This window comes from Pseudobacter sp. (assembly GCF_051955275.1).
GTDB lineage: Bacteria > Bacteroidota > Bacteroidia > Chitinophagales > Chitinophagaceae > Pseudobacter.
The window spans coordinates 1-24,946 of record NZ_JBQCGW010000077.1; the positions used below are offsets into that span (position 1 = coordinate 1).

Annotated in this window: 25 protein-coding genes; 7 read left to right on the forward strand and 18 right to left on the reverse strand. The window is 47.9% G+C overall.

The annotated features are described in order from the left end of the window. On the forward strand, nt 1-380 hold a 380-nt coding region (locus tag ACTHMC_RS06635), incomplete at its 5' end, for a hypothetical protein (RefSeq protein WP_440411950.1). A gap of 11 nt (nt 381-391) precedes the next feature. Next, nucleotides 392-1,534 (forward strand): hypothetical protein, encoded by a 1,143-nt coding sequence (locus tag ACTHMC_RS06640; RefSeq protein WP_440411952.1) that lies wholly within the window; start codon nt 392-394, stop codon nt 1,532-1,534. Here the strand turns inward: ACTHMC_RS06640 and tpiA are convergent. From tpiA to ACTHMC_RS06675, 7 genes are all read right to left on the reverse strand, one after another. Further along, on the reverse strand, nt 1,515-2,279 hold the full coding sequence (gene tpiA / locus ACTHMC_RS06645; RefSeq protein ID WP_440411954.1) for a triose-phosphate isomerase: 765 nt from the start codon (nt 2,277-2,279) through the stop codon (nt 1,515-1,517). The genes ACTHMC_RS06640 and tpiA overlap by 20 nt on opposite strands. Before the next feature lie 25 nt (nt 2,280-2,304). Next, the gene (locus tag ACTHMC_RS06650; protein ID WP_440411955.1) at nt 2,305-3,351 is read right to left on the reverse strand and encodes a putative sugar nucleotidyl transferase; all 1,047 of its coding nucleotides are present in this window, start codon (nt 3,349-3,351) and stop codon (nt 2,305-2,307) included. Nucleotides 3,352-3,491: 140 nt separating this feature from the next. After that, entirely contained in the window at nt 3,492-3,740 is a 249-nt protein-coding gene (locus tag ACTHMC_RS06655) for a type B 50S ribosomal protein L31 (RefSeq protein WP_440411957.1), read from the reverse strand. A 259-nt stretch (nt 3,741-3,999) separates the two neighbouring features. Continuing rightward, complete coding sequence (locus ACTHMC_RS06660) at nt 4,000-4,491, reverse strand: YajQ family cyclic di-GMP-binding protein (protein ID WP_440411959.1); 492 nt, start codon at nt 4,489-4,491, stop codon at nt 4,000-4,002. 228 nt (nt 4,492-4,719) lie between these two features. Next, nucleotides 4,720-7,221 carry a TonB-dependent receptor domain-containing protein gene (locus tag ACTHMC_RS06665; protein ID WP_440411960.1) on the reverse strand — a complete coding sequence of 834 codons (2,502 nt, stop codon included), beginning with the start codon at nt 7,219-7,221 and terminating at the stop codon, nt 4,720-4,722. A gap of 330 nt (nt 7,222-7,551) precedes the next feature. Beyond that, nucleotides 7,552-8,844 (reverse strand): prolipoprotein diacylglyceryl transferase, encoded by a 1,293-nt coding sequence (locus ACTHMC_RS06670; protein ID WP_440411962.1) that lies wholly within the window; start codon nt 8,842-8,844, stop codon nt 7,552-7,554. Nucleotides 8,845-8,968: 124 nt separating this feature from the next. Next, on the reverse strand, nt 8,969-9,382 hold the full coding sequence (locus ACTHMC_RS06675; protein ID WP_440411964.1) for a BrxA/BrxB family bacilliredoxin: 414 nt from the start codon (nt 9,380-9,382) through the stop codon (nt 8,969-8,971). A 239-nt stretch (nt 9,383-9,621) separates the two neighbouring features. Between ACTHMC_RS06675 and ACTHMC_RS06680 the strand changes: the two genes are divergently transcribed. Together ACTHMC_RS06680 and ACTHMC_RS06685 are read left to right on the forward strand one after the other, a co-directional pair. Next, nucleotides 9,622-10,041 carry an Hsp20/alpha crystallin family protein gene (locus tag ACTHMC_RS06680; protein ID WP_440411966.1) on the forward strand — a complete coding sequence of 140 codons (420 nt, stop codon included), beginning with the start codon at nt 9,622-9,624 and terminating at the stop codon, nt 10,039-10,041. A gap of 172 nt (nt 10,042-10,213) precedes the next feature. Next, the gene (locus ACTHMC_RS06685; protein ID WP_440411968.1) at nt 10,214-11,506 is read left to right on the forward strand and encodes a hypothetical protein; all 1,293 of its coding nucleotides are present in this window, start codon (nt 10,214-10,216) and stop codon (nt 11,504-11,506) included. 34 nt (nt 11,507-11,540) lie between these two features. Here ACTHMC_RS06685 and ACTHMC_RS06690 read toward each other — a convergent pair whose 3' ends face one another. After that, the gene (locus ACTHMC_RS06690; protein ID WP_440411969.1) at nt 11,541-11,999 is read right to left on the reverse strand and encodes a nuclear transport factor 2 family protein; all 459 of its coding nucleotides are present in this window, start codon (nt 11,997-11,999) and stop codon (nt 11,541-11,543) included. Nucleotides 12,000-12,059: 60 nt separating this feature from the next. Here ACTHMC_RS06690 and ACTHMC_RS06695 point away from each other — a divergent pair, with 60 nt between their 5' ends. Further along, on the forward strand, nt 12,060-12,551 hold the full coding sequence (locus ACTHMC_RS06695; RefSeq protein WP_440411971.1) for a hypothetical protein: 492 nt from the start codon (nt 12,060-12,062) through the stop codon (nt 12,549-12,551). A gap of 289 nt (nt 12,552-12,840) precedes the next feature. Here ACTHMC_RS06695 and ACTHMC_RS06700 read toward each other — a convergent pair whose 3' ends face one another. The 3 genes from ACTHMC_RS06700 to rpmI all read right to left on the reverse strand — a co-directional run bounded on the left by ACTHMC_RS06700 (nt 12,841) and on the right by rpmI (nt 14,978). After that, nucleotides 12,841-14,235: an arginine decarboxylase gene (locus ACTHMC_RS06700; protein WP_440411972.1), complete on the reverse strand. Its 1,395-nt coding sequence runs from the start codon at nt 14,233-14,235 to the stop codon at nt 12,841-12,843. A gap of 155 nt (nt 14,236-14,390) precedes the next feature. Then, nucleotides 14,391-14,735, reverse strand: a complete 345-nt coding sequence (gene rplT, locus ACTHMC_RS06705) for a 50S ribosomal protein L20 (RefSeq protein WP_440411974.1) — start codon at nt 14,733-14,735, stop codon at nt 14,391-14,393. 45 nt (nt 14,736-14,780) lie between these two features. Beyond that, nucleotides 14,781-14,978, reverse strand: coding sequence for a 50S ribosomal protein L35 (gene rpmI, locus ACTHMC_RS06710; protein ID WP_440411975.1), 198 nt, complete (start codon nt 14,976-14,978; stop codon nt 14,781-14,783). Between the two features lie 315 nt (nt 14,979-15,293). Between rpmI and ACTHMC_RS06715 the strand changes: the two genes are divergently transcribed. After that, a complete protein-coding gene (locus ACTHMC_RS06715) occupies nt 15,294-15,926 on the forward strand; it encodes a hypothetical protein (protein WP_440411977.1) in 633 nt (210 codons plus the stop codon). 254 nt (nt 15,927-16,180) lie between these two features. Here ACTHMC_RS06715 and ACTHMC_RS06720 read toward each other — a convergent pair whose 3' ends face one another. The 7 genes from ACTHMC_RS06720 to serA all read right to left on the reverse strand — a co-directional run bounded on the left by ACTHMC_RS06720 (nt 16,181) and on the right by serA (nt 23,343). Next, nucleotides 16,181-16,540, reverse strand: coding sequence for a hypothetical protein (locus ACTHMC_RS06720; RefSeq protein WP_440411979.1), 360 nt, complete (start codon nt 16,538-16,540; stop codon nt 16,181-16,183). A gap of 308 nt (nt 16,541-16,848) precedes the next feature. Further along, nucleotides 16,849-17,055, reverse strand: coding sequence for a hypothetical protein (locus ACTHMC_RS06725; RefSeq protein WP_440411980.1), 207 nt, complete (start codon nt 17,053-17,055; stop codon nt 16,849-16,851). Nucleotides 17,056-17,338: 283 nt separating this feature from the next. Further along, nucleotides 17,339-18,052 carry a YqjF family protein gene (locus tag ACTHMC_RS06730; protein ID WP_440411982.1) on the reverse strand — a complete coding sequence of 238 codons (714 nt, stop codon included), beginning with the start codon at nt 18,050-18,052 and terminating at the stop codon, nt 17,339-17,341. Then, nucleotides 17,991-19,328, reverse strand: coding sequence for an NAD(P)/FAD-dependent oxidoreductase (locus ACTHMC_RS06735; protein ID WP_440411983.1), 1,338 nt, complete (start codon nt 19,326-19,328; stop codon nt 17,991-17,993). Before ACTHMC_RS06735 ends, ACTHMC_RS06730 begins: the two co-directional genes overlap by 62 nt. A gap of 170 nt (nt 19,329-19,498) precedes the next feature. Further along, entirely contained in the window at nt 19,499-20,761 is a 1,263-nt protein-coding gene (locus tag ACTHMC_RS06740) for a tetratricopeptide repeat protein (protein WP_440411984.1), read from the reverse strand. A 2-nt stretch (nt 20,762-20,763) separates the two neighbouring features. Further along, the gene (locus ACTHMC_RS06745; protein ID WP_440411986.1) at nt 20,764-22,095 is read right to left on the reverse strand and encodes an AAA family ATPase; all 1,332 of its coding nucleotides are present in this window, start codon (nt 22,093-22,095) and stop codon (nt 20,764-20,766) included. A gap of 9 nt (nt 22,096-22,104) precedes the next feature. Continuing rightward, on the reverse strand, nt 22,105-23,343 hold the full coding sequence (serA, locus tag ACTHMC_RS06750) for a phosphoglycerate dehydrogenase (RefSeq protein WP_440411988.1): 1,239 nt from the start codon (nt 23,341-23,343) through the stop codon (nt 22,105-22,107). A gap of 182 nt (nt 23,344-23,525) precedes the next feature. On the opposite strand from serA, the gene ACTHMC_RS06755 reads away from it, so the two are divergent. After that, entirely contained in the window at nt 23,526-24,833 is a 1,308-nt protein-coding gene (locus tag ACTHMC_RS06755; protein ID WP_440411989.1) for a serine hydrolase domain-containing protein, read from the forward strand. Nucleotides 24,834-24,946 lie beyond the last annotated feature (113 nt).

Below are 24,946 nucleotides of genomic sequence, written 5' to 3' on the forward strand. Positions count from 1 at the left end.
CCTGCATCGACCCCTGCGTTAAAACAGGTGGTAAAATGAGCGTGTGGCTCTATCATCCCAGGAAAGATTTCATCCATAATACATTCAATTTTATCCGGAAGTTCACTTCAAAACTTCCCTTGAAATTCCAGTACTATCTCTACCTGGTCACCATCTTCCCGGTAAGTTATATCGTAAAAAAGATCAAGGGCAACCCGCAGAACAGGCGCGAGATGATGATCGATATACTCGACTGGTTCAGCCCTGAATTCAGGTGGGAACACCGCCCGGATGAATCAGCTTCCTGGTTCAGCAAAAGACAGTACTCGTCCGTGAAAGTAACTACCAATGAGGTTTTCGGCTTCAACATGACCGGTATCAAAAACACGCGTATCGCTTAACTATCATACTTATGCGAATCGGCATTTTTGAAACAGATCACTTTGAGGTATCGCATACCCTGATCAGGTTGTTTCAATTGCCGGAACATCAACTGACCATCTTCTCCTATCCTGTCAGCTGGCGACAGTTCAGACAGATGCCTGACCTGGATCTGAAAGCGCACCAATGGGTGATCAAAGGAGAATCACAATCCAAAGCATCGTTCATTTATCAGATCTACCGGACAGTGAGAAAGCAGAAAATAGAATTGCTTTTCCTGGAAACGGTCACGGATAATTTCATCTTCTATGCCTGGCTGATAAAGGCTTTGCCGGGCATCCGGATCATTCTTACCATTCATGATATCAACAGCTATTTTCATTACCAGGAAGATGGCAGCCTGAGAAGGCGCATCCGTAATATGGGAAAGAGAAAACTGGTTGAGGCGGTAAAAGAATTTTCAGTGATCAACAGCACCATGGTTGATTACCTCAAATCATTATTGCCGGCAGGAAAGCAGGTGCGTTATCTGCCCGGTTCATTTTTTGACAGAGAAGAATTTGTTCCCCCACCTGCTTCTATGGACCCTATCCGGCTGGTGGTGCCGGGATCTGTAGACGGCCGCCGGAGGGATTATGAAGCAGTATTTGAACTGGTGGAAGCCTGCCATGAGCAGCAACTGAATGTTGAAGTGACCCTCCTCGGTGGTTTTCATCAGGAACCTGGCATGCGGCTGATGAAGCGGGTGCTTGATTTTTCAGATAAATACCCCAACCTGCGCTGGTGTGAAGATCCGGTAGTGCCTCAGCCCGTATTTGATGAGGTGATGCGCGAGGCTCATTTTATTCTGGCGCCTTCCGTGATCAGTACAGTGATCAGTGATGGGGTTCGTGAGGAATATGGCGTCAGCATGTCTTCCGGGAATATCGCCGATATGGTGCGTTATGCCAGGCCGGCGATTGTACCGGCAGCGCTGGTAACCGGACCGGAGATCTCACATATAGCTTTCCGTTACCAGTCCATAAAAGAGATCCCGGAACAATTGAAGCTGCTCCGGGACCATCCTGAAAAATATTTTGCCTTGCAACAGCAGGCGCTGGCGGGCTCAGAGGCATTCTCCCCCGATGCCATCCGCAGTCAGCATTCCGATCTGTTTACTGGGGTAAACTCCTGATGATAGTGGCAAACTCTTCTGCATTGAGGGAAGCGCCGCCAACCAGTCCACCGTCCACATCCGGACAAGCGAACAATTCCTGTGCATTATTGCCTTTCACGCTGCCACCGTACAGAACGGGGATGCTGTCGGCTACGGCCTGTCCGTATTTGCCAGCCAGTACGCTGCGCAGGTACGCGTGGATCTCCTGCGCCTGTGCAGCAGAGGCTGTTTTGCCGGTACCGATGGCCCAGATAGGCTCATAGGCGATTACGATGGTGCTGATCACTTCAGCACTGAGATGGAACAGGGATTCTTCCAGCTGCTTTGCCACATAACTGTTCTGGGTACCCGCTTCGCGGATCTCGAGCGGCTCTCCGCAGCAGAAGATGGGCGTAATACCATTGGCCAGGAGCAGGTCCAGCTTCTCAGCCAGGGCCTGATTGCTTTCCTGGAAATATTCGCGGCGTTCGCTATGGCCTACCAGGCAATAAGGAACGTTGATGGATTTCAGCATTTCTGCAGATACTTCACCCGTAAATGCGCCGGACTTCTTGTTGTAAATGTTCTGCGCAGCTATGGAATATCCTTTTTTCCCTTCCACTTTTGCAGTGGCCATAGTGAGGTATGGGAAGGGAACGGCAAATACGGCCTGCTGATGATCTTTCAGGGCAATATTGGCGCCGAGGATATCATTCAGCAGTTGTTCTCCCTGCTGAAGGGTACAGTTCATTTTCCAGTTAGCTGCAGCTATTTTTTTCCGCATGTTCTATGATGTTTTAATTAGTTACTTATGACTGTTCAAAAATAGTCCGCAATCGTTTTATTTCGGCTTCAGTGAGCAACTGATGTTTGAATTTTTTCCAGGTCTCTATATCGGTAAGCGCTTTTTCGAATTCATATTTGCTGAGTCCGCGGGTGCCCCAGGTGAAACTGGGTATGAATTTGGGGGGAATGCCATCGCCAAAAACATTGGCGCAGATGCCTACCACGGTGCCGGTATAAAATGAGGTATTGATGGCCGAACGCGAATAATCTCCCATCAGCAGTCCGCATTTGATGCCGGCTGCAATATATTTTTCAGAAGGATGGTGCCATACCTTCACATCGGAAGCATTGTTCTTGAGATTGGAATTGGAAGTGCCTGCGCCCAGATTACACCATTCACCGAGCACGGCATCACCCAGGTAACCATCATGCGCTTTGTTGGAATAACCCATCATCACACTGTTTTTGATCTCTCCTCCCGCTACGCAGTATGGGCCGACAGTTGTAGCTCCATAGACCCTGGTTCCCATTTTCAGTACAGCACCTTCGCCCAGTGCAAAGGGGCCGCGGATGAGTGAGCCTTCCATTATTTCTGCATTCTTTCCAATGTGAATTGGGCCGGTAGAGGCATTGAGGATGCAGTGCTGAATTGTGGCGCCCGGTTCGATGAAGATATTCTCCGGGTTGATGGCCTGAACAGTGGCCGGAATGGGAATCGAACTACGTCCTTCCGTGAGCAATCTGAAGTCTTCCCTGATAGCCCAGTCGTTCAACTGAAAGATATGCCAGGGGTATTGAACCAGTTTGGTGGCTTCCCAGTCGGGCGCGGCAGGATTACGCTCTAATGATTCTGCAAATGCTTTTGTAGGGATAATATTGGCTGCATATACGCTTGCGCCTTCGGGTAATCCTTCGGTTCCTGATACCAGTTGTACCGGTCTGCCGAGCAAATGTTCCCATTTTTCGCGGATGCTCAGGATGCCCACACGGATATCCGCGGCAGGGCGTACCTGCGAAAATGGAAATAAATGGTCCCGGACTTCAGAATCGTTGAGATATACGGGCTGCATACAGTGCAATGAGATGAGGGCCAATATTGGGAGCTCAAATGTAATGAGCAAACGATTGGGGGCAAAAAAAATCCCCTTCCTGAGAACAGGAAAGGGAAAGTATAGCCATGAAAAACAAAAATGTTATCTTGAAATTAAGATTATTTTTTTGCGTAACGCTTGTTGAACTTGTCGATCCTACCGGCAGTATCTACCAGTACGTTCTGACCAGTGAAGAAAGGGTGTGAAGTAGAAGAGATCTCAAGCTTGATCAGCGGATACTCATTTCCATCTTCGAATTTAATAGTCTCTTTGCTAGGCGCAGCTGAACGGCTCAGGAAGGTAACACCGTTACTCATATCCTTGAACACAACGAACCGGTAGTTACCGGGGTGGAGATCCTTTTTCATAAACTTCTGATTTAAAAGGTTGTACGGATTTTGCCGTACATAAATTATTTGCAAAGCCGCAAAATTAGTTCTCATCCTGCGCTCTGCCAAATTAAATTTAATTCCCTGTGTTTCCAATTATCGGATGCAAAAAATGCAAATATTGATTTAGATCAAGGTAATGATAATCAATGATTACCGCCCCTGGTCAGGATAATTTCTGATACTTCCGCCCTGCTCTGCGCACCGGGAACGCATTTCAAAGGTACGCTAAAGCGTACTAGGAACGCATGTTTTCGTATTGCAGCGCCAGTCCAAGATCAGCTTCACGGCAGAGCTTGATCACTTCCTGCAGGTCATCGATCTTCTTACCGGTCACGCGCACCATATCATCATTGATACTTGCCTGCACTTTCAGTCCGGAATCCTTGATCAGCTTCACGATCTTCTTGGCATCCTCCTGTTTCAGTCCGTTACGTACTGATACTTCCTGCTTTACCACCTTACCGCTCTGGTAAGACGCCTTGCTGGTATCGAAGGCCTGGGGAGCGATCCCCTGCTTATGCGCCCTGTTGATGAGCACATCGATGATCTGGCCGAGCTTCATATCGTCATCAGCTTCCAGCTTGATCTTGTATTCTTTTTTATCGAGGTCGATCACCACATGGGAATTCTTGAAATCAAAACGGTTGGTGATCTCCTTGTGTACTACGTTTACGGCATTGTCCAGATACTGGGCATCTACCTTACTAACGATATCGAATGAAGGCATAAGAACAAATTTGTGCAAATCTAAGGGAAAGGAGGAACCGGAGGAAAAACAAAGCCCCCGTAGAAACGGGGGCTGTTAACCAAAACTAACTGCTTATGAGAAAAACTGTATGACTATTATTTTACTTTTTTGTACTGCTTGCGCGGTGTACATATATATGACTCCTGAACGGCCTGAAAGTTTCGAAGATGGGTGTTAAAATTATTGTAAAGGCCGGTTCCCACTCTCCTAGTCTCCGGTCTTTACCCGGTTCTGTTCCTCACTGGTACTGCGTTTGCGCTGATTATTGTCCTTTATCTGCTTCCCGAACCTGTAACTGAAATTTATACTGAATACCCGCTGGTCCCTGGTATTTCTGAAACTGGCGTCAGTATTCTGAAAGCTCATATTTCCCTTAACGATCTGTGAATAGAACAGGTCGCGGACAGACAGCTTGATCGTACCCTTGTTTTTCAGGACCTGTTTGCCCACCGCCGCATCTACCCTGCCCATGGGCTCGATGAAGATCTGGCCTTCCACCTGTTTGGTGGAATACCAGCCACTGAGCTCGGCGCTCCAGCCCTTTTCAAAGCGGAACTGATTGTTGATCCTGGCAAACATATTAGCGCGACTGATATTGATCACTGCCCCATTGTTCCATCCGTTGTACTCATTATAGCCATAGTTCACGAAAATATTGGTGCTGTACCATTTCACCACCTGCCATTGAAGGTTCATGCTGCCCCCGATGAATTTCTTCTTCCCTATATTTCCCCTGGTAACGATGGTGGCAAACCCTTCTTTTCCACCAGCCTGCTGCTCCTGCTCAAACAATTCGTTCATCACATCGCGGGTCTCGCTGTACTGGAAAGAGGTGGTAAGCATACCGTTCCAGATATGGTTGATCTCAAAATTGCTGGAGTACTGTGGACGGAGGAATGGATTTCCCCTGCCATACGTGTACTTATCGATAAAGAACATGAATGGGTTCATATCCTGGTAAGCAGGCCTTTCGATCCTTCTGCCGAATGACAGTCCGAACTGGTGCTTCTTCACAGGTGCATAGCTCACATAAAAAGTAGGGAAAAGGCTGTTGTAAGAGTTGCTGAACGATGAGTCCCTGCGGGTAGGATTACCATACTGGAAGCCCTTGTAGTTGGTATTCTCATAACGAAGTCCTGCCTGCATCCCCCATTTATCATTGAATTTGTGATTGAAATTGAGATAGGCTGCGTTGATATTTTCCTTATAGTTGAAATAGTTAGTCTTGTCATAATCATAGACATAATTGATGTCATGTCCATTTTCACTTCCATTGAAATAGTTGGCCTTGCTGTCGTTGGTCACATATCCCGTTTTGGCCCCCACTTCAAACCTGGTGGATTTGCTGAACGGGTGGGTATAGTCGAACTTCGCAGTGCGGATAGTGATCTCTGCGGGCAGGTCGCCTTTCAGGAATTCTTCCAGGGTGACCTCCCCTCCGGGATTTTTACTGGTATTTACAAAGAACTGATCATTGGATGCTTTGTATTTAATGTAATCAAGGTCCACAGTGAGCTCACGGCCAGCTGTATCGAACTGGTGACGGAAGTTCAGGTTGACACTACCGTTCTGCCAGGATTCTTCAGTTTTAGAGTTGGCCAGGGCTATGGAATCGAGAACACCCTGTGGGTTCTTGAGCCAGCTGGTATTGTCGCCTGCAGATCCCCTTTCATTGGTGAAACCAGACAGTGCGATACCAACCGTGGTATTCCTGCTCAGGAAATAATCCATACCCAGTTTCAGGTTATGATTGGTGAACTTGCGGCGCTGATAGCTCAGCTGATCAAAAATGGCCACTGTTTCCGTATGCTCCCTGTTCCAGTAGTTACGATGGATATCCAGTTGCTGGAAATTGGTGGTGTTGTCGAATCCATAGTTGGCGAAGAGATTGAATTTGGCATCTCTGTAATTCAGGCTTATACTTTCCCAGGTCTTGAAGTACTTACCCTGGCCGGCTCCCACGTTTACGGAACCATTGAAGCCACGGGTCTTGTTTTTCCTGGTCTTTATGTTGATGATGCCCGAGTTGCCGGAGGCATCGTATTTGGCTGGCGGATTGGTCATGATCTCTATCTGGTCGAGCTGCGAGCTCTGCATTCCCCTGAGCATATTGGCCAGGTCGGCAGCGCTGAGGTAAGTGGGACGGCCATCCAGCAGCACCAGCACCCCCTGCTTCCCCTTCAGGCTGATATTGCCATCCTTATCCACCTGCACGCCGGGCGATTTCTCAAGCACCTCCAGCGCGTTGGTTCCGATATTGCTGATCGTTGCATCAACATTCACCACGGTACGGTCGATCTTCTGCTCCACAGCCGCCCTGGTGGCCACAACAGTAACCCCCGCCAACTCTTTGCTGGCAGCCATCAGTACAATCGCAGGTAATTCAATTTCAGTTTTGTTGGAAGTGATATCGAAACTTTTGGAATAAGCAGTTTTATGTCCGGTTGCCGAAACCTGCAGCAAAAACCTGCCAGCAGGCAGCCCTCCTACCTGAAAGCGGCCCGTTTTGTCACTCGCCATGATCGCTACTGAGCCGGAATCAGCCAGTTTCAGTATTGTAACGGTGGCGGCGGCCAGCGGGGCCTGTTTATTATCCAGCACTTTCCCGGAAACCCTTCCGGTCTGTGCCATTGCAAATGAGGTAAGCAATAAAGTAAAGATCAAAAGAACTAAAGGAATGGTCAGGTTTGGAACGTGTAGCTTTCTCATGGCTGGTTGATTGTATATTTCAATACTTTGTTTTAATTATTACATTTCAAAGGTAGGTACTATGTAACGCATAGTACAGGGTAATGGGCTAGAAGGTTAATAAATCTGACAACCGGCGAATTAGGTGGAATGATTGTTTGACGAGCGAGGGTGAAGAAAGGTTACAGTGTAGAGATTTGTGCGGAAGGGAAATGTTTTGAGCGGGTTGGGAGGGCTGTGCTGTTTTTGAATGTGCCGGGGGCCGGGGATTTCATATCCCGAACACCGGCCCAAAGCAAAAAAGCAAGCGGAGATCCACTTGCCTTTGTATAAAAATGTATTGTAAGATGATTATGCTGTTACAGCCTTCTTCTTTTTGTTTACATACAAGTAGAGCGCAACACCAGCCAGCACGAGACCGGTAGAGATCAGCTCTGCCTGCGTTGGATGGAAGCCGCCGATATCGTACTTGGTATTCACACGGATCTTCTCAACGAGGAAACGTTCGATGCCATTGACGATGAGATACACCGCAAACATGCTGCCGGGGGCAGAGAGACGCTTACGGAACGCCCAGAGAATGAAAAAGAAGATCAGACAGACCGAGGTTTCGTAAAATGGTGTTGGGAATACGGGCACAGGAAGGTGGGCACAGTAGAGGTCTTCCGTACAGCCTGGAATGGCCACCCCTTCGCTGATCACGTTGTGAGGATAGCTGTAGGCAACCATCCAGTCGGGCAGCCAGGAGGGAGCAACCACTGATTTATGATGCACCTGGTCGAGGCTGGAAACGTTGAAGGTTTTCAGGAAGAAATTCTTATGCTGATCCAGTGTTTTATTGAAGGTGGCTGAGTCTGCAAGCACAGCTTTGCTGTCGGGGCCCGTTACATATGCGCTGTTGAGAATGCCCCAGTCGCCGTCACCAGCTACCTGGCAACCGATACGGCCAACGGCATATGCCAGTAAAAGGCCCGGTGCTGCTGCATCTGCGAGGTGCTTGAACCCGATATTATGTCTTTTTGCATACCAGTAAATAGCAAGGGCTGCGCAGATAAGACCGCCATAAAAAGTGAGGCCGCTGAAAGAAAGCAGGGCTTCGATAGGGCTCTTTACAAATTCGTTCCAGTTCTCGAGGTTGTGGAAAATCTTGGCGCCGAGGAATCCGAAGAGAGCGGCGTAGATCACCAGGTCTCCTACCCTGTCGTGCGGCCAGATACGGATGGTGCGCTCTTCAGGTTTGGGAAGTTTCTGTTTGTTCTTCTCCCAGTATTTGAGTCCGGCAAAAAGAAGGCCGAGGATCAGTCCCATCGGGAGATTGCCCTGGCCGGAAAAAATGAAAGACTGGGGATCGGCACTCTGTTCTTTGTCTGCCATGAACAGACCAATGATTTTATAGCCGAGTATGAAACCCAGGATGAAGTTGAGCAACAACTCTGGGATACTGGCGGGTTGTCCCACCAGGATTTTGGTTTCTTTACCTGTAAGCAGACCGGCCCGCTCCTTCCTTTTCAGTTCTTTGGTCAGAACCCAGGCGGCCGCCAGGAAGCCCAGCGCTACAAAGAACCCGAATGAATTTACAAACCTGAGGCCGGGAAGGTTCAGTCCAAATATGTCTTTGAACGCATAGTAAAGGTTAGGATACATGCCGTATGATAAGTTGTTATAAGAGGGATATAGTATGTTTCGGTTGCAATGATAAGAAAAAAAACCCTCCCATGAATGAGAGGGTGATCACTATGAACAAAGCTGAACTTGTCAGCATGATTCCTTAACAGTATTGATCAAACGCAGCAATCAGATTGTGCGCGATCATCTGGGCAGGCCTGCCTTCAATCATATGCCTTTCGATGAAGTGTACCAGTTCTCCGTTCTTGAACAGCGCAATAGCTGGTGAAGATGGAGGATAAGGCAGCAGGTGCTCCCGAAGTTTCTTCACTGCATCAACATCAAAACCAGCAAAGCTGGTAGTGAGATGGTCTGGTTTCTTGGCTGAATTGGCTACTGCCATCAACACACCCGGACGGGCCGATCCTGCCGAACAACCACAAACTGAATTGATCATAACCAGTGTGGTGCCGTCTTTCTGTAATTGTGAATCCACTTCCTGGGAAGTAAGGAGCTCTGAAAATCCGTTTTCAGTCAGCTCTTCTTTCATCGGTATAACTATTTCTGCGGGATACATTTTCGATATGTTTTATTTCAATTCCTAAAACACAAAACTATAGAAAAAGGTTGATTTGAACCCGGAGGATTACTGAATGGGTCATTCTGTCTGTTTAAATGAGTGGTTTGTGACGTTCTGGCGGCTTGTGGCCGGTATTTCTGATGATCAGACAGTTTCCGGCATCTGAAAATGCGCTGGTATGCCATTTGATCTTTTGTATGCGTCAACAAAAAATAAAAAATCTAAAAAATACCACTATGACACTTGTAAAATTAAACAACAGACCCGTAGCTAATTCAGTATTTGACGAGCTTTTCAACCATTTTCCCGGCAACTGGAACAGCAATCTGCATTTTCCTCCTGTGAACGTTTATGAATCACCAAACGCCTTTGAGATAGAGCTGAATGCAGCCGGTATCGCCAAGGAAGATATCAGTGTCAACATCCTGGATGGGCAGCTGACCATTTCCTTCGAGAAAAAAGAAGAAAAGAAAGCGGAAGACCAGAAAGCGATCAGGAAAGAGTTCAGCCAGCGCAGCTTTAAAAGAAGCTTCAACCTCGATGAGCAGGTGGATGTGGAGAATATCTCAGCTAAGCACGAGAATGGTGTGCTGAAACTGCACCTTCCCAAAAAAGAAGCTGTAAAACCAGCCACTAAGCAGATAAATATCCAGTAAGAGATATATTAAAGAAAGGTTAAAATACTTTTTCATACATGGGCCCGATCCCAAATGGGCGGGCAGGATAAGCAGTTGGTTTTGGTTAAGTACCCCATCCCGGTTTCTACCGGGATGGGTTTTTTATTGTTTTGTGTTAACTTCGGCCACGTTACAACAACATGATCATCACATGGTGAAAAACCGTATTGTTCAAATCATCCTGCTGGTTTGCTTTCTGATTAGTCCTTTTGCGCAACTTGTTGCGCAGGAAGTGCGTGTGGATACATTAAGAAAGCCAATCGACAGCCTTCCAGTCCCTCATGATTCATCAGAAGTGGTTCTCCGGATCAAAAATCTGAACCCTTATGTGACATTACCCGTTGATTCCACCCTCAATTACAAACTGGAGATCAATAAAGACCCGTCAAAGTATTACTGGTTCCTGCGTAACTCGCCTGTAGGCCTCCGTATCAATAAGGACAATGGGCAGCTCACTTTCAAGGCTGAAAAGAGCTTTTTCCTTTCAGGCAGACTGAAATATGATAATGAATACAAGGTCTATCTGGGTGTTCAGAACATGGATAACCCTTCGGAGCGGGTAGATACCTTTTTTTCCATCTTGTTTTATAATACTGAGATCATTCCGAGCCGGGTGAAACCATCCGTCAGCTCTACCCTTACGGTGGAAGAAGGTGATACCGTTGCTTTCAAAGTGCAATGCGAGAATGGAAACTTCCCCATCGAGAATATCACTTTCTTCGCCAATATGCCGCTGAAGACACTTTCGCAGATAAAGAAATGCGATGACGATTTCCTCTGGTCCATACCCTTCGATTTTGTGAAGGATACGGATTCCGGCAAGGTGAAGATCCTGATCCTGAGTTTTGTGGGCGCCAATAAGTTCATGACCAAGGATACGGCCATCGTGAAGATCGTCGTCCGCGATGCGCTCAATTACCCCCTGGCCGTGCAGGAGTATAACGTGGCAGTACGCAACGTGAACACCTATATCTTACAGCTGAAATACTCCTTCCTGCAATTGGATAAGAGAGTGAAGGGTGCCAAGAATACCCGTACCACTTTCGATATCACCAGTTCTACCACGGCCCTGACGGGCAGTATCCTGGCATCTTCCAAGGATGAGAACAGTCAGCAGGTAGGTAAAGTGTTGCCGAGCGTGGGCGTTTCTCTGGTTCCGATCAAGGAAGCCGTGTCTCCGCAGAAAGTGTTTGATCAGAACCAGGCATCGCTTGTCCGCAGTTCTATCAAGCGTTTGGAGTATATGGTGCGCGACAATACCCTGGTAGGTGAAAAGGATGCCGAGATCACCCGTAAAACGGCCAAGCTGAAAGAGGAACTGAAACAGATCCAGATCCAGCTGATCGATATTCCGATCGTAGACAGCAATGATATGACGGAAGAGGAACTGAACCAGTACTTCAACAGCCCCAAAGTGAATAAAAAATACAGGCTGAAAAGATAATCAGCCTGCATCATCAATATACTAACAGGGACGGCTATTCGCAGCCGTCCTTTCTTCTTGTATCTATCAGGTATTGTATTTTCCATTCTCCATTCAGTCGCACCAGTTGAAATGAATTCACACCGCAGTGACTGAAATTTCCGTTGTAGTAGAATTTATAGGGCGTCCACACGATGGCGAGCGCTGCATCTATCTGAATAGTACCAAAGCTGATCCGTTCATCCGCTGCGCCGGCTTTCTGTTTGGATACGAAGTCTGCAAACGCCGCTACCTGTTGGTTGCGTATGGCGGTCTTTCCATCTTTGGTGGTAACGATGGTCTGCAGGATGGCGCTGTCGGCAAATGCATTTTTCACTTTGCCACCATCTCCTGCTTTCATTCCTTCGAATAACTGGTTCACGGCAGCCTTCACGGAGTCTTCGGCTTTGTGCTGCGCTTGCACGTTGGCGATAGTGAGGAATAGCACTGTTAAGAGTAATACAATTCGATCCATGTTAATGATTTTAAGGTTTTCTGGCAAATAGTTGGCTTAATAAATATAAAACCAGCAATTATGAAAGCCCCAGTTTTTACACCAGCGGTTGCGGCTATTGCGCTGGCAGCCGTACTCTTCAGTTCCAGTGCTTCGTACAGCAATACGAACGCCAATTCCGTCAGTTCAGTTAATGTAACCTCCGGATCAGTGGCGGTTAAAAATGACCTGCATTTATCCCTTGCCGGCCAGCCCCGTCCCGGAAGATTTCCGCTCATCATTGTAAGAACACCAGGCCTGGCCATCACCGTTGGTGATGACGGCCGCAACTGCTATCGTAACCCGGCAGGCTATTATTACTATGAAGGCCGTGATGGCAGGTATTACATGGATGAGAGGTATGTGAGGTACGTGGAATATGACCGCAGGTCGTACCGCGACTGGGATTGCCGTGATCGTGTTTATTACAAAAAGGTGAAGCATCACCACCGTGGTCATGGTCATTATGAAAGGGATCACGGACCACGTGGACATGGCAGAGGGCATGGTCACCACAACAGGCATGATCACTAGGCATTGTAACATGAGCTAACGCCAATGAATAACCGAATTAGTAAAGATAAATGGGGGTTGACTTTGCGGTCAGCTCCCATTTTATTTTGGAGTAAAGGCTTGTTGCATTTACTCCGGGTGCAGTCACGCGCGTCCCCGCGGGCGAAGGATATTCCGTCGCCTGCGGCGACACGTTGCTCGCCGGAGGCGAGCCGATAGAAGTCACCTGCGGGGACGCGAGCGACTGGGTACAGCGAAACTAAAATGGGCTGTCCAAGGACAGCCCATCGCTTTGTATGATTTGAAGACCCTAGTAACCCAGGATCTTGAGCATGCTCTGCGCACTCTGTTCCTTGGCATACAGCCAGTCGGTGAGTTTGCCGTTCTTGTCCTGTCCCACGATCACGTGTTTGGGAGAAGGGATGAGACAGTGCTTGATACCACCATAACCACTGATCTGGTCCTGGTAAGCACCTGTATGGAAGAAGCCCACGCGTAAAGGTTCTGTGCCGGTGGTTTTGGGCAGGAACACTTCGTTCACATGTTCTTCGGAGTCGTAATAATCATGGCTGTCGCAGGTGATACCACCTAATACAACCCGCTGGTATTCGTTCTCCCACTTGTTTACAGGCAGCATGAGGAATTTCTCCCCGATGCCCCAGGTATCCGGCAGGGTGGTAATAAAGGAAGAGTCGATCATATACCAGATCTCGCGATCGTTCTGCGTCTTCTCTCCTATTACACTATAGATATGCGCCATGCTTTCGCCAACAGTGTAGCTTCCGAACTCGGTGAAGATATTCGGCATGGGCACGTTGTTCTTTTTACAGGCCTTCTTGATATTGCCTACGATCTCGTTGATCATGAACTGGTAGTCGTACTCAAAACCCAGGGAGTGCTTGATAGGGAATCCGCCACCGATATTGATGGAGTCCAGTTCAGGGCAGATCTTCTTTAGCTGGCAGTAAAGGTTGATCACTTTGTTGAGCTCACTCCAGTAGTATACATCGTCCTTGATACCTTTATTCAGGAAGATATGGAGCATTTTGAGCTGGAAGCGGTCTTCATTGCCTTCAATCTTATCTACATAGAATTCCAGTACATCGCGTGCTCTGAATCCGAGACGGGATGTATAGAACGGGAAGGTGGGCTCTTCTTCTGCGGCGATGCGGATGCCGAGTTTGAAGGGGCCTTTCACCGATTTCTTGTAGTGCTGAAGTTCATCTTTATTGTCGAGCACCGGGATCACATTCTTGAAACCGCTGTTGAGCAGCTGGGCTATACGGGTGGTATAGGTCTTCTGCTTGTAGCCGTTACAGATGATGAAGGTCTCTTTGTTGATCTTCTTTTTAGCATAAAGCTTTTTGATGATCTCGATGTCGTAGGCATAAGAAGTCTCGAGATGGATATCGTGCTTCAGTGCTTCTTCCACCACAAATGAGAAGTGCGAGCTCTTGGTGCAGTAACAGTAATTGTAAGTACCCTGGTACCGGTGTTTTTTGAAGGCGTTCTCGAACATTTTCTTAGCCTTCCTGATCTGACTACCGATTTTGGGGAGATAAGTGAGTTTGAGCGGCGTGCCGTATTTCTCGATCAGTGCGTTCAGATCGAGGCCATTGAAACTGAGGTTGCCGTCTTTTACATCCAAACCTTCCTGGGGCCAGTTAAATGTCTGCTTTACCAGGTCAGCATAGGAGTTGTTCATGTACTGATTCGGATTGCTGATGGCGATGAGTTTTAGTAGTGAATTAAAATGCGCATACCAAAAAAGTTACACAAAAGTAAAGGTTTGTACGATTTTACAAATAAAAAAAACCGGGCATTTAAAACCCGGCTTTTGATATCGTTATAGCTTAACAATTACTTTACGGAAGCTACGATGCTCTTGAAAGAAGCTGGCTCGTTCATGGCCAGATCAGCCAGGATCTTACGATCGAGGGTGATACCTTTCTGATTCAGTTTGTGGATGAACTCAGAGTAAGTCAGACCTTCTTCTCTTACAGCGGCGTTGATACGGGCGATCCACAGCGCGCGGTATTCTCTCTTCTTCAGTTTGCGGCCAACATATTTGTACTGGAGGCCTTTTTCCATTACGTTTTTCGCAACGGTGTATACATTTTTACGTTTACCGTAGTAACCTTTGGCGGCTTTCAGGATCCGTTTGCGGCGAGCCCTGCTTGCTACGGCATTTACTGAACGTGGCATATCTAAATAAGTTTAAAGTTGTGTTGATAATTAAATTCCCGGAAATTATTTCATGCGCAGAAGACGCATTACGAAATCCATGTTAGACTTGTGAACTACACCGTCTTTTGCGAGGGCGCGTTTACGTTTCTTGGATTTCTTTGTCAGAATGTGACGTTTGAAAGACTTCTGATGCGTGATCTTTCCGGTGCCGGTAACTTTAAACCTCTTTTTCGCACTGGAGTTGGTTTTAACCTTTGGCATTTTCTACCTTTTGCGAGTGATACCCTGCTGGCGCCCCCGAACAGTCGGAGAACTTTTTGGGCCTTGTGGGCAATGGAGCATTGTGTTATTTTAATTGAACAATACTCAAAATGGAGCGCAAAGGTAGGTGTTTCAGTGAAATAGCGTGCAGAACAGGCAGAATATTTCCGGTATTTTTTAAAGGGGCCTGCTCCCGCCCACCGGAAATGCCCTGCAAAAAACGGTTAATTTCCTGAAAATGACCAGAATCCCTTTTTCAAGCGATATGACCAACCGTTCCTTTGCCTCAATTTGGTGGTTCAAAATTCTATCAATATGAACTATCTCAGACAACTTATCCTGCTCCTCTCTCTCAGCCTTGCCCTCTTCTCCTGTACCAAGGAAGGCCCGCAGGGTGCCACCGGCGGGAACGGCAGCAATGGTAAAGATGGCAGCAATGGTAAAGACGGCAAGGATGGAAAGGACGGCAATGCCAATGTAGTGTCCGGCACCATCGTGCTCGATAATTCCAGGTTTATCCGCGACTCCTGGGTTATACGGGCCGGGAGCGCCGTCCTCACCACTCCCGCCAGATCCTCCACCCTTTCCCTGCCCGCCATTACCCAGGACATTTATCAGAACGGTACCGTGCTGGTCTATATGAAAACGCCTGCCGGCGCTACCGGTGCCAGCTGGGCGCCTCTTCCCTTTTCCAGGACTGTTTCACCCATCGGATACCTGATCTTTACCAACTACATATATGAACCCGGTACCCTGCGTATTTATTATTACCACCTCTGCACCGATGCAGATCTGCTGGGATCGATGCCTGCTGTGGGGGATGCAGTTATTCCCACGCAGGAATACAAGTACGTGATCATTGCCGGGAATGCCGTGGCCAATTCCGTTGTAAAGCCGCCGGTTGATCTCGGAAATTATGAGGAAGTAAAGGCATATTACAAATTGTAGCTTTTGACTCCCCGGACGTATGGCCTTCTTGGGTATATTGCCTTCTCGGGTATATTAAAATGAAGTTGGAATGGAGAGATTGGGCTGATGATGGCAGAAGGAAGGCTGAAGGATCTATGCTATTTGTGAGGGAGATGGAATGTGGCGGGGTACTGAAAATCTTAATTATTAAGAAAAGGAATGAAACCCACGAATGGTTAATGTCGCGGGTTTCATTCGTCTATCCTTACCGGCCCCTGAAGCCAAAAGAAGAATTACAATGAGAACAACAATTGTTCATCCCTGTCCTCCACTTCAATCTGACGGATGAAATTGTCATATCCATCGTCATCATGGCTTGAATAAACTCCGTAAGAATCTATAGAATAGCCGATAACACCGTCATTCGCCTCGATAATATACAGGATGGAATTATCATCCGGATTGCTTTCCCCTTCAAAACGGTATGTTTTGATGATCTTCAGATCGGCAGGCTGGTAGAATTTCTTGCCCTCCTTTCCGGCTGTAAAGCCCTGAGGAGAATATTCAAAAGCCACATCCATGCTGCGTGCTTTACATTTATTCAAAACCTCCAGCATTGTTGACATCTGATCCGGGCGATTAGTAGTAGCCATATTCATTCGTTTTTTAAATCGTTCAAAAAAAGCGTGCCAGGGCAGGAATTTTGGTCTGTCTTAAAGATACGGAAATCCAGTTTATCAACCTGACAGTGAAGAAGGCGTAACAGTTTCTTTATCCTTCTGTTGTGGTCAACAAAAAAGCCCGTGGGGCACACGGGCTTTAAACGAAAAAGGTGAAGACAGTGCTCTTCGCGTTTTGATTGAAGGTTCAGGACCATGCCCGGTTTACGGACACAATATGATGAGTTCATTCCGGAATGATGATGACGGAATGAGTTATTAAAGGATAAGCTTTGGCAGCCTTAATTGCTGCGTGTTTCACTGACCATGGCGCGGTCTGCTGATTCAGCTCCGCCGTGGTGCATACTTTCTCCAGGGACAGGCCGTGGAGGAAGTATGAACAGAACTGTAATGGCAGCCACTACAAAAATGGTGAGTGCGATAGTGATCGGTATCCAGTCTGTGGGTTTACCCGGCGCGCGATTGGCGGGGTCGAACATCTCTTTCATAAGAAATCATTTTCAGGTGAAGTGATTTCAAGGGGAGGCCGAAGGTCTTCAGGCAATCCGGATATTGGAAATAGAAAGGATGCGGATGAAATGGTATGACTAAAGTTAGCGAATTGAGGGGAATTGAACAAGATGATTTTCCACAGGTTTTGCCCGTATGCCTGAGGGGGGGTATCCATACTGATAACTCCTGATTCACAGCCTCAGGTAACAAGAGATCCGCCAGAGGCAAACAAATAGAAATAATTGCCGGAGGCGAGCTACTGGCCACACCGGGACCATTTCATAGTATCCGCTTCGGGAAAACCTGGATGGCAGAACCTTCGGCAAAGAAAACGGAAATGGGTGCCTGCTGGCTGAGCAGGCTGAAATCCGGGCCATATAATGCTTTGAAATCGCAATTGATGGTATGATCGAGCACCTTATAGGTAAACCAGCGGGGATGCGCTACCTGGTACTCCGTGGTGGACCCACCGGCAGCGCCCGAGTAACCCCAGAAATGCTCGGTGATGAATTCAGCTTCCGAGCCCTCAACCAATGGGATAGGCTGAGAGCCGGCCCGCACCTGGAGGGAATTCCATTGACCGTTGAATTTCCATTCATAACGAGTGGAAATTTCTTCCGCACTAACGGCTTCGGTTACCCGCATCGGCATGCGACGGTATCTTTCTTTATAGAGTTTATTGGCGATGAAAGCCACTGCATATTTGGGCACGATCTCACTGAGGAACACCACTCCCCTTTTCCATTTTCCAGCTGCTTTATAACGTACATAGAAACGAAGATTCACTTCCGGAAAGTTCACATGGAAAGGGATCTTCAGGCCAAGTACAGTGGTCTCTCGGAACATGAACCCCACCAGGCTTACATAGGTAATGCCATTGAAGCTGTCCGGCTCCACTCCCGGAGGCAGCCAGGGTAACAGTATCTGCGGATCAATGCTGTAATTGGCCAGTACCAGTTTCCTCCATTCTGCGGTCAGAAATGGTTTTGACATAGGCTGTTCTTTTGGGTGGTTTTGTATTGTTGAACAGGAGACGAAGGCTCTGATCGTAAGTAAAGTAACTTACCAACCAGTTCAAAAATACGAACAACCTGTTCTTGACGCCAAGGATCAGCATCAGGTGAAGCCCCATCCAGATCAGCCAGGCGAAGAAGCCTTTGAAATGCATTTTAGGTTTGGGCATGTCTACCACAGCCAGGTTGCGGCCTACGGTAGCCATAGAGCCTTTATCGTAGTAACTGAATAGTTGCTGATGTTTGGAACCACTCTTACTTTCGATCCTGATCAGGTTGGCAGCAAGCGTATCGGCCTGCTGAATGGCTACGGGAGCAACCTGGGGATGCCCGTTGGGATATCCTTCGGCTTCCATACTCGCTACATCACCGATCGCATATATATTACCGGTTCCCAGTACTTTATTATATCCGTCAACCTTTACACGGTTGCCTCTTGCGATCAGACCCGGGTTGATACCAGCCGGTACATTTCCCTTGATACCTGCCGCCCAGATCACAATCCTGGAGCGGATGGTGGAACCATTCTTCAGTAAAACGGTTTCTCCGTCATAGTCCTGCACTGCGGTGCCGGTCATCACCGTTACACCGAGTTTTTCCAGGTATTTCCGGGAGTCTGCACTGGACTTTTCACTCATATTGGCGAGTGTTTTGGGAGAACTTTCCAGCAGGTAGATCTTCATCCTGGAAAAATCGATCTCAGGGAAATCCTTAGGCAGCACATTGTGCTTCATCTCCGCAAGGGCGCCACTGAGTTCAACGCCGGTGGGGCCTCCACCTACTACAACAAGCGTCAGTAACTGTTCGATCTCCTCAGGATTGTCTGACTGCAACGCATCTTCAAAATGCTGGATCAGCGTATGCCTCAGCTGAAGCGCTTCCACCGTGCTCTTCATGGGGAAAGCATTTGCTTCCAGTGATTTGTTCCCGAAGAAGTTGGTGCCTGCACCGGTGGCCAGCACCAGCACATCATAATCCATATCGCCGAGTGAGGTGCGGATGAGGTTCTGTTCAGGGACCACTTCTTTCAGGTCGCCCAGGCGGATGCGGACGTTCTTTGATTTATGGAATACTTTACGAAGGGGGAAGGAAATATTACTGGCATCGAGGCCTGCGGTGGCTACCTGGTAGAACAGGGGCTGGAACTGATGATAGTTGAATCTGTCTAACAAGGTCACTTCAAATCCTGGCTTATTATTGAGCTTTCGAGCTAAACGGAGGCCGCCGAAGCCACCTCCAACGATCACGACTTTCATAAGGGATCTTTTATTTCGGAAGTAAAGTTACAATGTTTTCAATATTTATTGAAAATTAAATAGGTTTTGGAAATGGATTTTATCATTTGTTTAACCGATGGAAAAAGGCATGAAAAAGCCCGGATTTACATTGAAGAAATCCAGGCTGCCATACATGAAATAATATTGAATTATCTGGAGAGTGCGGCGCCCCAGGTAAAGGCAATTATAATATAGATATAAGTTTGGAAAAGGGCTTGTGTCAGTGCGCCTGTAAAGAACAGGGCGATCCAGATCAGTCCTATCAGTAAAGCTGCCATTGCCAGTAACTGTTTGAGGGCTACATTCCGGAAACTCAATTGTACCGGGAATTCCAGCACGCTTAATGGCAATGCCAGTGAGATGGCCAGTATACCTGCGATCAGGTAAAAGTCCGAAACTCCGTCTGTGAGAAAAAAATAGATTCCCAGGCAGGCGAGTCCGGTTACCAGTGCAGAAACAGTGAGCACAGCTCCCCATTTTTCACCGGATGTCAATGCATACTTTCCGTCTTTATGAAAGAACAGAAAGAGGTTGGCCAATGGGTTGATGAACCAGGAGCCGAGTGCCAGGATAATGTACAATCCAACGATGATCATACCGGCCGTGGCCACTGCTGGCGGGGCGTTGCGCGAGAGGTAATCCACTGCACGCACGCCAAAGTAGATGCCGATGGGAATGGCCCATCTTGCAACGGATCCTTTATTGTTCAACCAGAAGCTGTATTGCAGCAGCCACTTGTACGGAGGAATATTCGATTTGAGGGATTGCTTCAGTCCTGCCCTGGCGGCTTCCGCGCGGGGATTTAATCTGAGCGCTTCCCGGAAATGCGTGGTGGCTTCTTTCTGCCTTCCTTTTTCCAGCAGGTTCCAGCCTACGTTCACATGTGTGTAATAGTTTTCAGGATCTGCATCCAGCACGGTTTTCATCGTATCGATACTTTCATCGGTACGGTTCAGCTTGTTGAGTGCTGTGGCACGTGCATTGAGGCAGCTTACATTTTCCGGATCGAGGGCCAGGCCTTCATTGGCGCGTTCCAGGGCTTCGCTGAACTGGTTTTTCTCCAGCAGCAGGATGGCCCAGAGCCCGAAGTAATCGGGCTGATATGGATGCAGCTCGATGGCCTTGCGGATATTCAGCTGTGCATGGGGGTTATTCTCCATATTGTAATAACCGAATGCCATCAGGTAATAGTAATAACTCTCTGTTGGTTCCTGGCTGATAGCGCGCTGGATCAGGTCCATGCCCTCTTTGTAACGCTGCTGATCAAAACGGGCGCGGCCCATGAGGCTGAGTGCATGATCGTTATTGGGGTCTGCATGCAGCACTTCGGAAAGCTGCTTCACGGCATCTTCCGATCTACCCTGTGAGAGCAGCAGGTGCGCCCTCTGGATTAAAACATCAGTATCCGGCATGCTTATTTTTTGATCTTGAGGAATTTCAGGATATCATCGTAAAGGCCTGATTCGTTGGCATAGAGTGCGTAGTTGCGGGCAGAGGCAAACCATTCCAGGGTGGTAGGGCGATGCGCCTTCACTCCTTTCAGGAGGTCCCTGGTGCCGATAGGCTGTAACACGCCACTGCTGAGGCTTTCGCGAAGTTTGTCCTCCACGGCGATATCTATCACGGCCTGCAGGTCAGCGCCGGAGTAGTCGTTGGTTTCCTTTGCGATCTTTCTAACATCTATATCAGCTACGGGTTTGTTCTGCAGCATGCCTGCCAGGATCTCTTCCCGGGCTTTTTCATCCGGTGGTTCAACAAAGATCACACGGTCAAAGCGGCCCGGACGGCGGAATGCAGGGTCAACGCTCCAGGGCGCATTGGTAGCTGCCAGTATGAGAACACCTTCATTGCTGCTGTTCACGCCATCCATTTCCGAGAGGAACTGGTTGATCACGTGCCGCATGGCGGATTGCTTCATATCATTCCTGCTGGCTCCCATGGCGTCCACTTCATCGAAGAAGAGCACGCAGGGGGCGTTCTTGCGGGCCAGTTCGAAAATGGCATGGAGGTTCTTTTCGCTGTTGCCGATCCACATATCCAGGATATCATGGAGGCCGATGCTGATGAATTTTGCATCTATCTCTCCTGCCGTGGCTTTGGCGATGTAGGTCTTGCCACAGCCTGGAGGGCCATAGAGCAGGATACCGCCGCCTGTTTTCTTACCGAATGCCTTGAACAGGTCCGGGTTCTTCAGGGGCTGTATGATCTTGATGGAAATTTCTTCTTTGATACGCTTCATGCCGCCCACATCGGAGAATTTCTCTTTGGGCTTCTGCAGGAAATAACGGCTGTCGGAATCACCGCCTTCTCCATTATAATCTTCCTCTTCTTCTTCGGAAACATTGGCGCTGCCGCTCATGCGCAGGAGTTGATCTATCTCTTCATCCCTGAATTCAGGATGCAGGGCGATCACTTTCTGGTACATTTCCACGGCCTGTGCGCGGGAGTTTTCTTTCAGGAGGCATTTCACATAAAGCACCATGGCAGGCACAGGCAGACTGTCCTGGATCTCTTCATAAATGATGAGGGCCGCTGAATATTTCTTTTGATGAAAATAAGCTTCAGCCAGGCCCAGCCTGGCTTTGAGGTTGCCGTAACTTCTGGTCAGTACTTCACCGAACTCGTGAGCGGCTTCGGCAAATTGTTGTGCTTTCAGCATCACTTCTGCCAGGTGCAGGCGCAGGGGCACATTCTCAGGAGATAATTCTACTGCTTCTTTTAACTGTCTGATGGTTTCGTTGTCCATGAGTATGTATTAATACAACAGCCTCACCTTGATCGTTTCTTTCACTTCTTTCAACAGCTGGAAGGCTGTATTCGATATTTTCCTGTCTACATCCAGTACCACGTACCCGATCTCGTCGTTAGTTTTGAGGTACTGGCCGAGGATATTGATATTGTGTTTGCTCAGTTGTGTGTTGATCTCGCTCAGTACGCCGGGCACGTTGCGGTGCACGTGCAGGATACGGTGTGTGCCTTCCTGCGGAGGCAGACTGAGTGCGGGAACGGTATGAGAACCAGTGGTGATGCCCATTTCGAGGAACTGGAAGAGTTTATTGCTCACATCGTCCCCGATATTCATCTGAGCTTCCTCGGTGGAGCCGCCGATATGCGGGGTGAGGATCACGTTGGGCAGTCCCATGAGTGGCGACGTGAACTTTTCTCCGTTCTTTTCAGGTTCCCAGGGGAACACATCGATGGCTGCGCCACCTACCTGACCTTCCTTGAGTGCTGCTGCCAGTGCTTCCAGGTCCACCACTTCTCCCCTTGCATAGTTCAGGAGGATGGCTCCTTTCTTCATTTGCTTCAGGGTGGTTTTATTGATCAGGTTCTTTGTACCGTTGTTCTCAGGTACGTGCAAGGTTACGATATCAGCCTGGTTCAATACTTCCTTTAACGATTTTTTGGCAACGGCATTGCCCAGGGGCAGCTTGGTGACGGCGTCGTAGAAGATCACTTTCATACCGAGTGCTTCTGCGAGTATGCTCACCTGTGAACCGATATTGCCATACCCGATAATGCCAAGGGTTTTGCCCCGGAGCTCGAAGCTGCCTTTGGCATCTTTATTCCAGATGCCGTTATGGGCGGCGGTGTTCTTGTCGGGGATGCGGCGGATCAGCATAACCGACAAACCTATCACCAATTCCGCTACGGAGCGGGTGTTTGAATACGGGGCATTGAATACTACTACACCATGCTCTGTGGCCGACTGCAGGTTAACCTGGTTGACGCCGATACAGAAGCAGCCGATGGCCTGGAGCTTTTTGGCGGCATCCAGCACGGCGGGAGTGATCTGTGATTTGGACCTGATTCCCAGCAGGTGTACGTCTTTAACAGCTTTGATGAGCTCTTCTTCGGAGAGGGCTCCGGCGAGTTTCTTCACGGAGGCGTATCCGGCTTCCTGAAAGTGTTTTACGGCCTTGTCGCTGATGTTCTCCAGGAACAGAATGTTCACTTTTTCCTTGGGGTAGCTTGTATTTTTTTTGTCCGTCATATATGGTTGGCTTCTCTTTTGCGTTATTCCCTCTACTGGCAAAGGGAAAACAATTGAGTTTTGGTTAGGTTTGCAAAGATGTCCCTTAAATTTGAATTTGAAAAAACGGATTACGTAACTGAACGATTGTTAGTTTGTTGTACTTTTGCCGATCAGTAACCTATTCAAAAAACGACACCCTTTTGAAGCATGTAACAAGGCTTATTCCGTTACTGGTTTTCGCATTCAGTTGCGGCCATGTGACAGATAAAGAAGCACCAGATAATACACCACAGGTAACAGCTCTGACCAATGCGGCAACCACTGCCTCTAAGAATAAGGCGCTGTACCTGGAGAAGGTAAAACAGTTTGTAGACAGCAATTTCAAGAATGGTTTCAATGGAAGTATTCTGGTTGCGAAGGACGGAGAGATCATCTATGAAAAATATGGTGGTTTTGCCAATCCGCGTGTGGCTGCAGACAGCATCACTGAAAAAACTCCGATACATCTGGCGTCTATCTCCAAGACATTTACCGGCATGGCCATTTGCAAATTGTGGGAAGAAGGAAAGGTAAAGATCGATGACAGTGTTGGTACTTATCTTCCCGGGTTTCCTCTGACCGGCGTAACTGTTCGTATGCTGCTGAATCATAGAAGCGGTATACCGAAGTATGATCATTACATGGGGAGTATGGGGTGGGATCGCCACAGGCAGGTGACAAATGAAGATGTACTGAGCTTTCTGATAGAGAACAGAAAGAGGATCCCATGCGGTACACCGAACAGAGGATTCAGTTACAGTAATACGAATTATGCGTTGCTGGCATTGATCATTGAAAAAGTGAGCGGAAAATTTTATGGAGATTATCTGAAGCAGACTTTCTTTGATAGTATAGGGATGAAGGATACGTATGTGTTCTCCAATGCGTATGCGAATCATTATTTACCTTCTTATTTTAATAATGGGAAATTGTATCCGCTGGATTTTTTAGATCTGGTGTATGGAGATAAGAACATCTACTCCACTCCGAGGGATCTGATGAAGTGGGATGAAGCGTTGAGAAGCGGATTGTATTTTAATCAGGCAACGCTGGAAGCGGCTTACACTCCGTATTCTAATGAAAAACCAGGTACACATAATTATGGATTGGGTTGGAGAATGTATGTGTTGAAGAATGGTAAGAAGCTGATCTATCATAATGGATGGTGGCATGGGAACAGGACGGCGTTTTACAGGTTGATAGATGAGAATGCAACGATTATTGCCTTGTGTAATAATGATAGTAAGAAGATCTATCGCGTACGCGAAATGGCCGATATTTTTGGGGATTATATGCAGAGACGGGATGAGGATGAGGAAGAGGGTGTAGTGAAAGCAGTTGCCCCGGTTAGAAAGAAAGCGGTGGTTGGTAAGAAGAAGCCGGCGTATGCGGCGAATAAATCAGTAAAGAAAAAGACAGTAGCGAAGCGGAGCACTTCTGCGAAGAATGCAGCGAAAGCGAAGAAGTAAGTTGGATCAGAATTATTGTTTTTGTTTATCGCTGCTGAACAGCAGGGACTGGTAGGATGCTATCTGATAAAAGCTTGTTTCCTTTTTGTTGACCGGGGTGGCCACACCAGTTT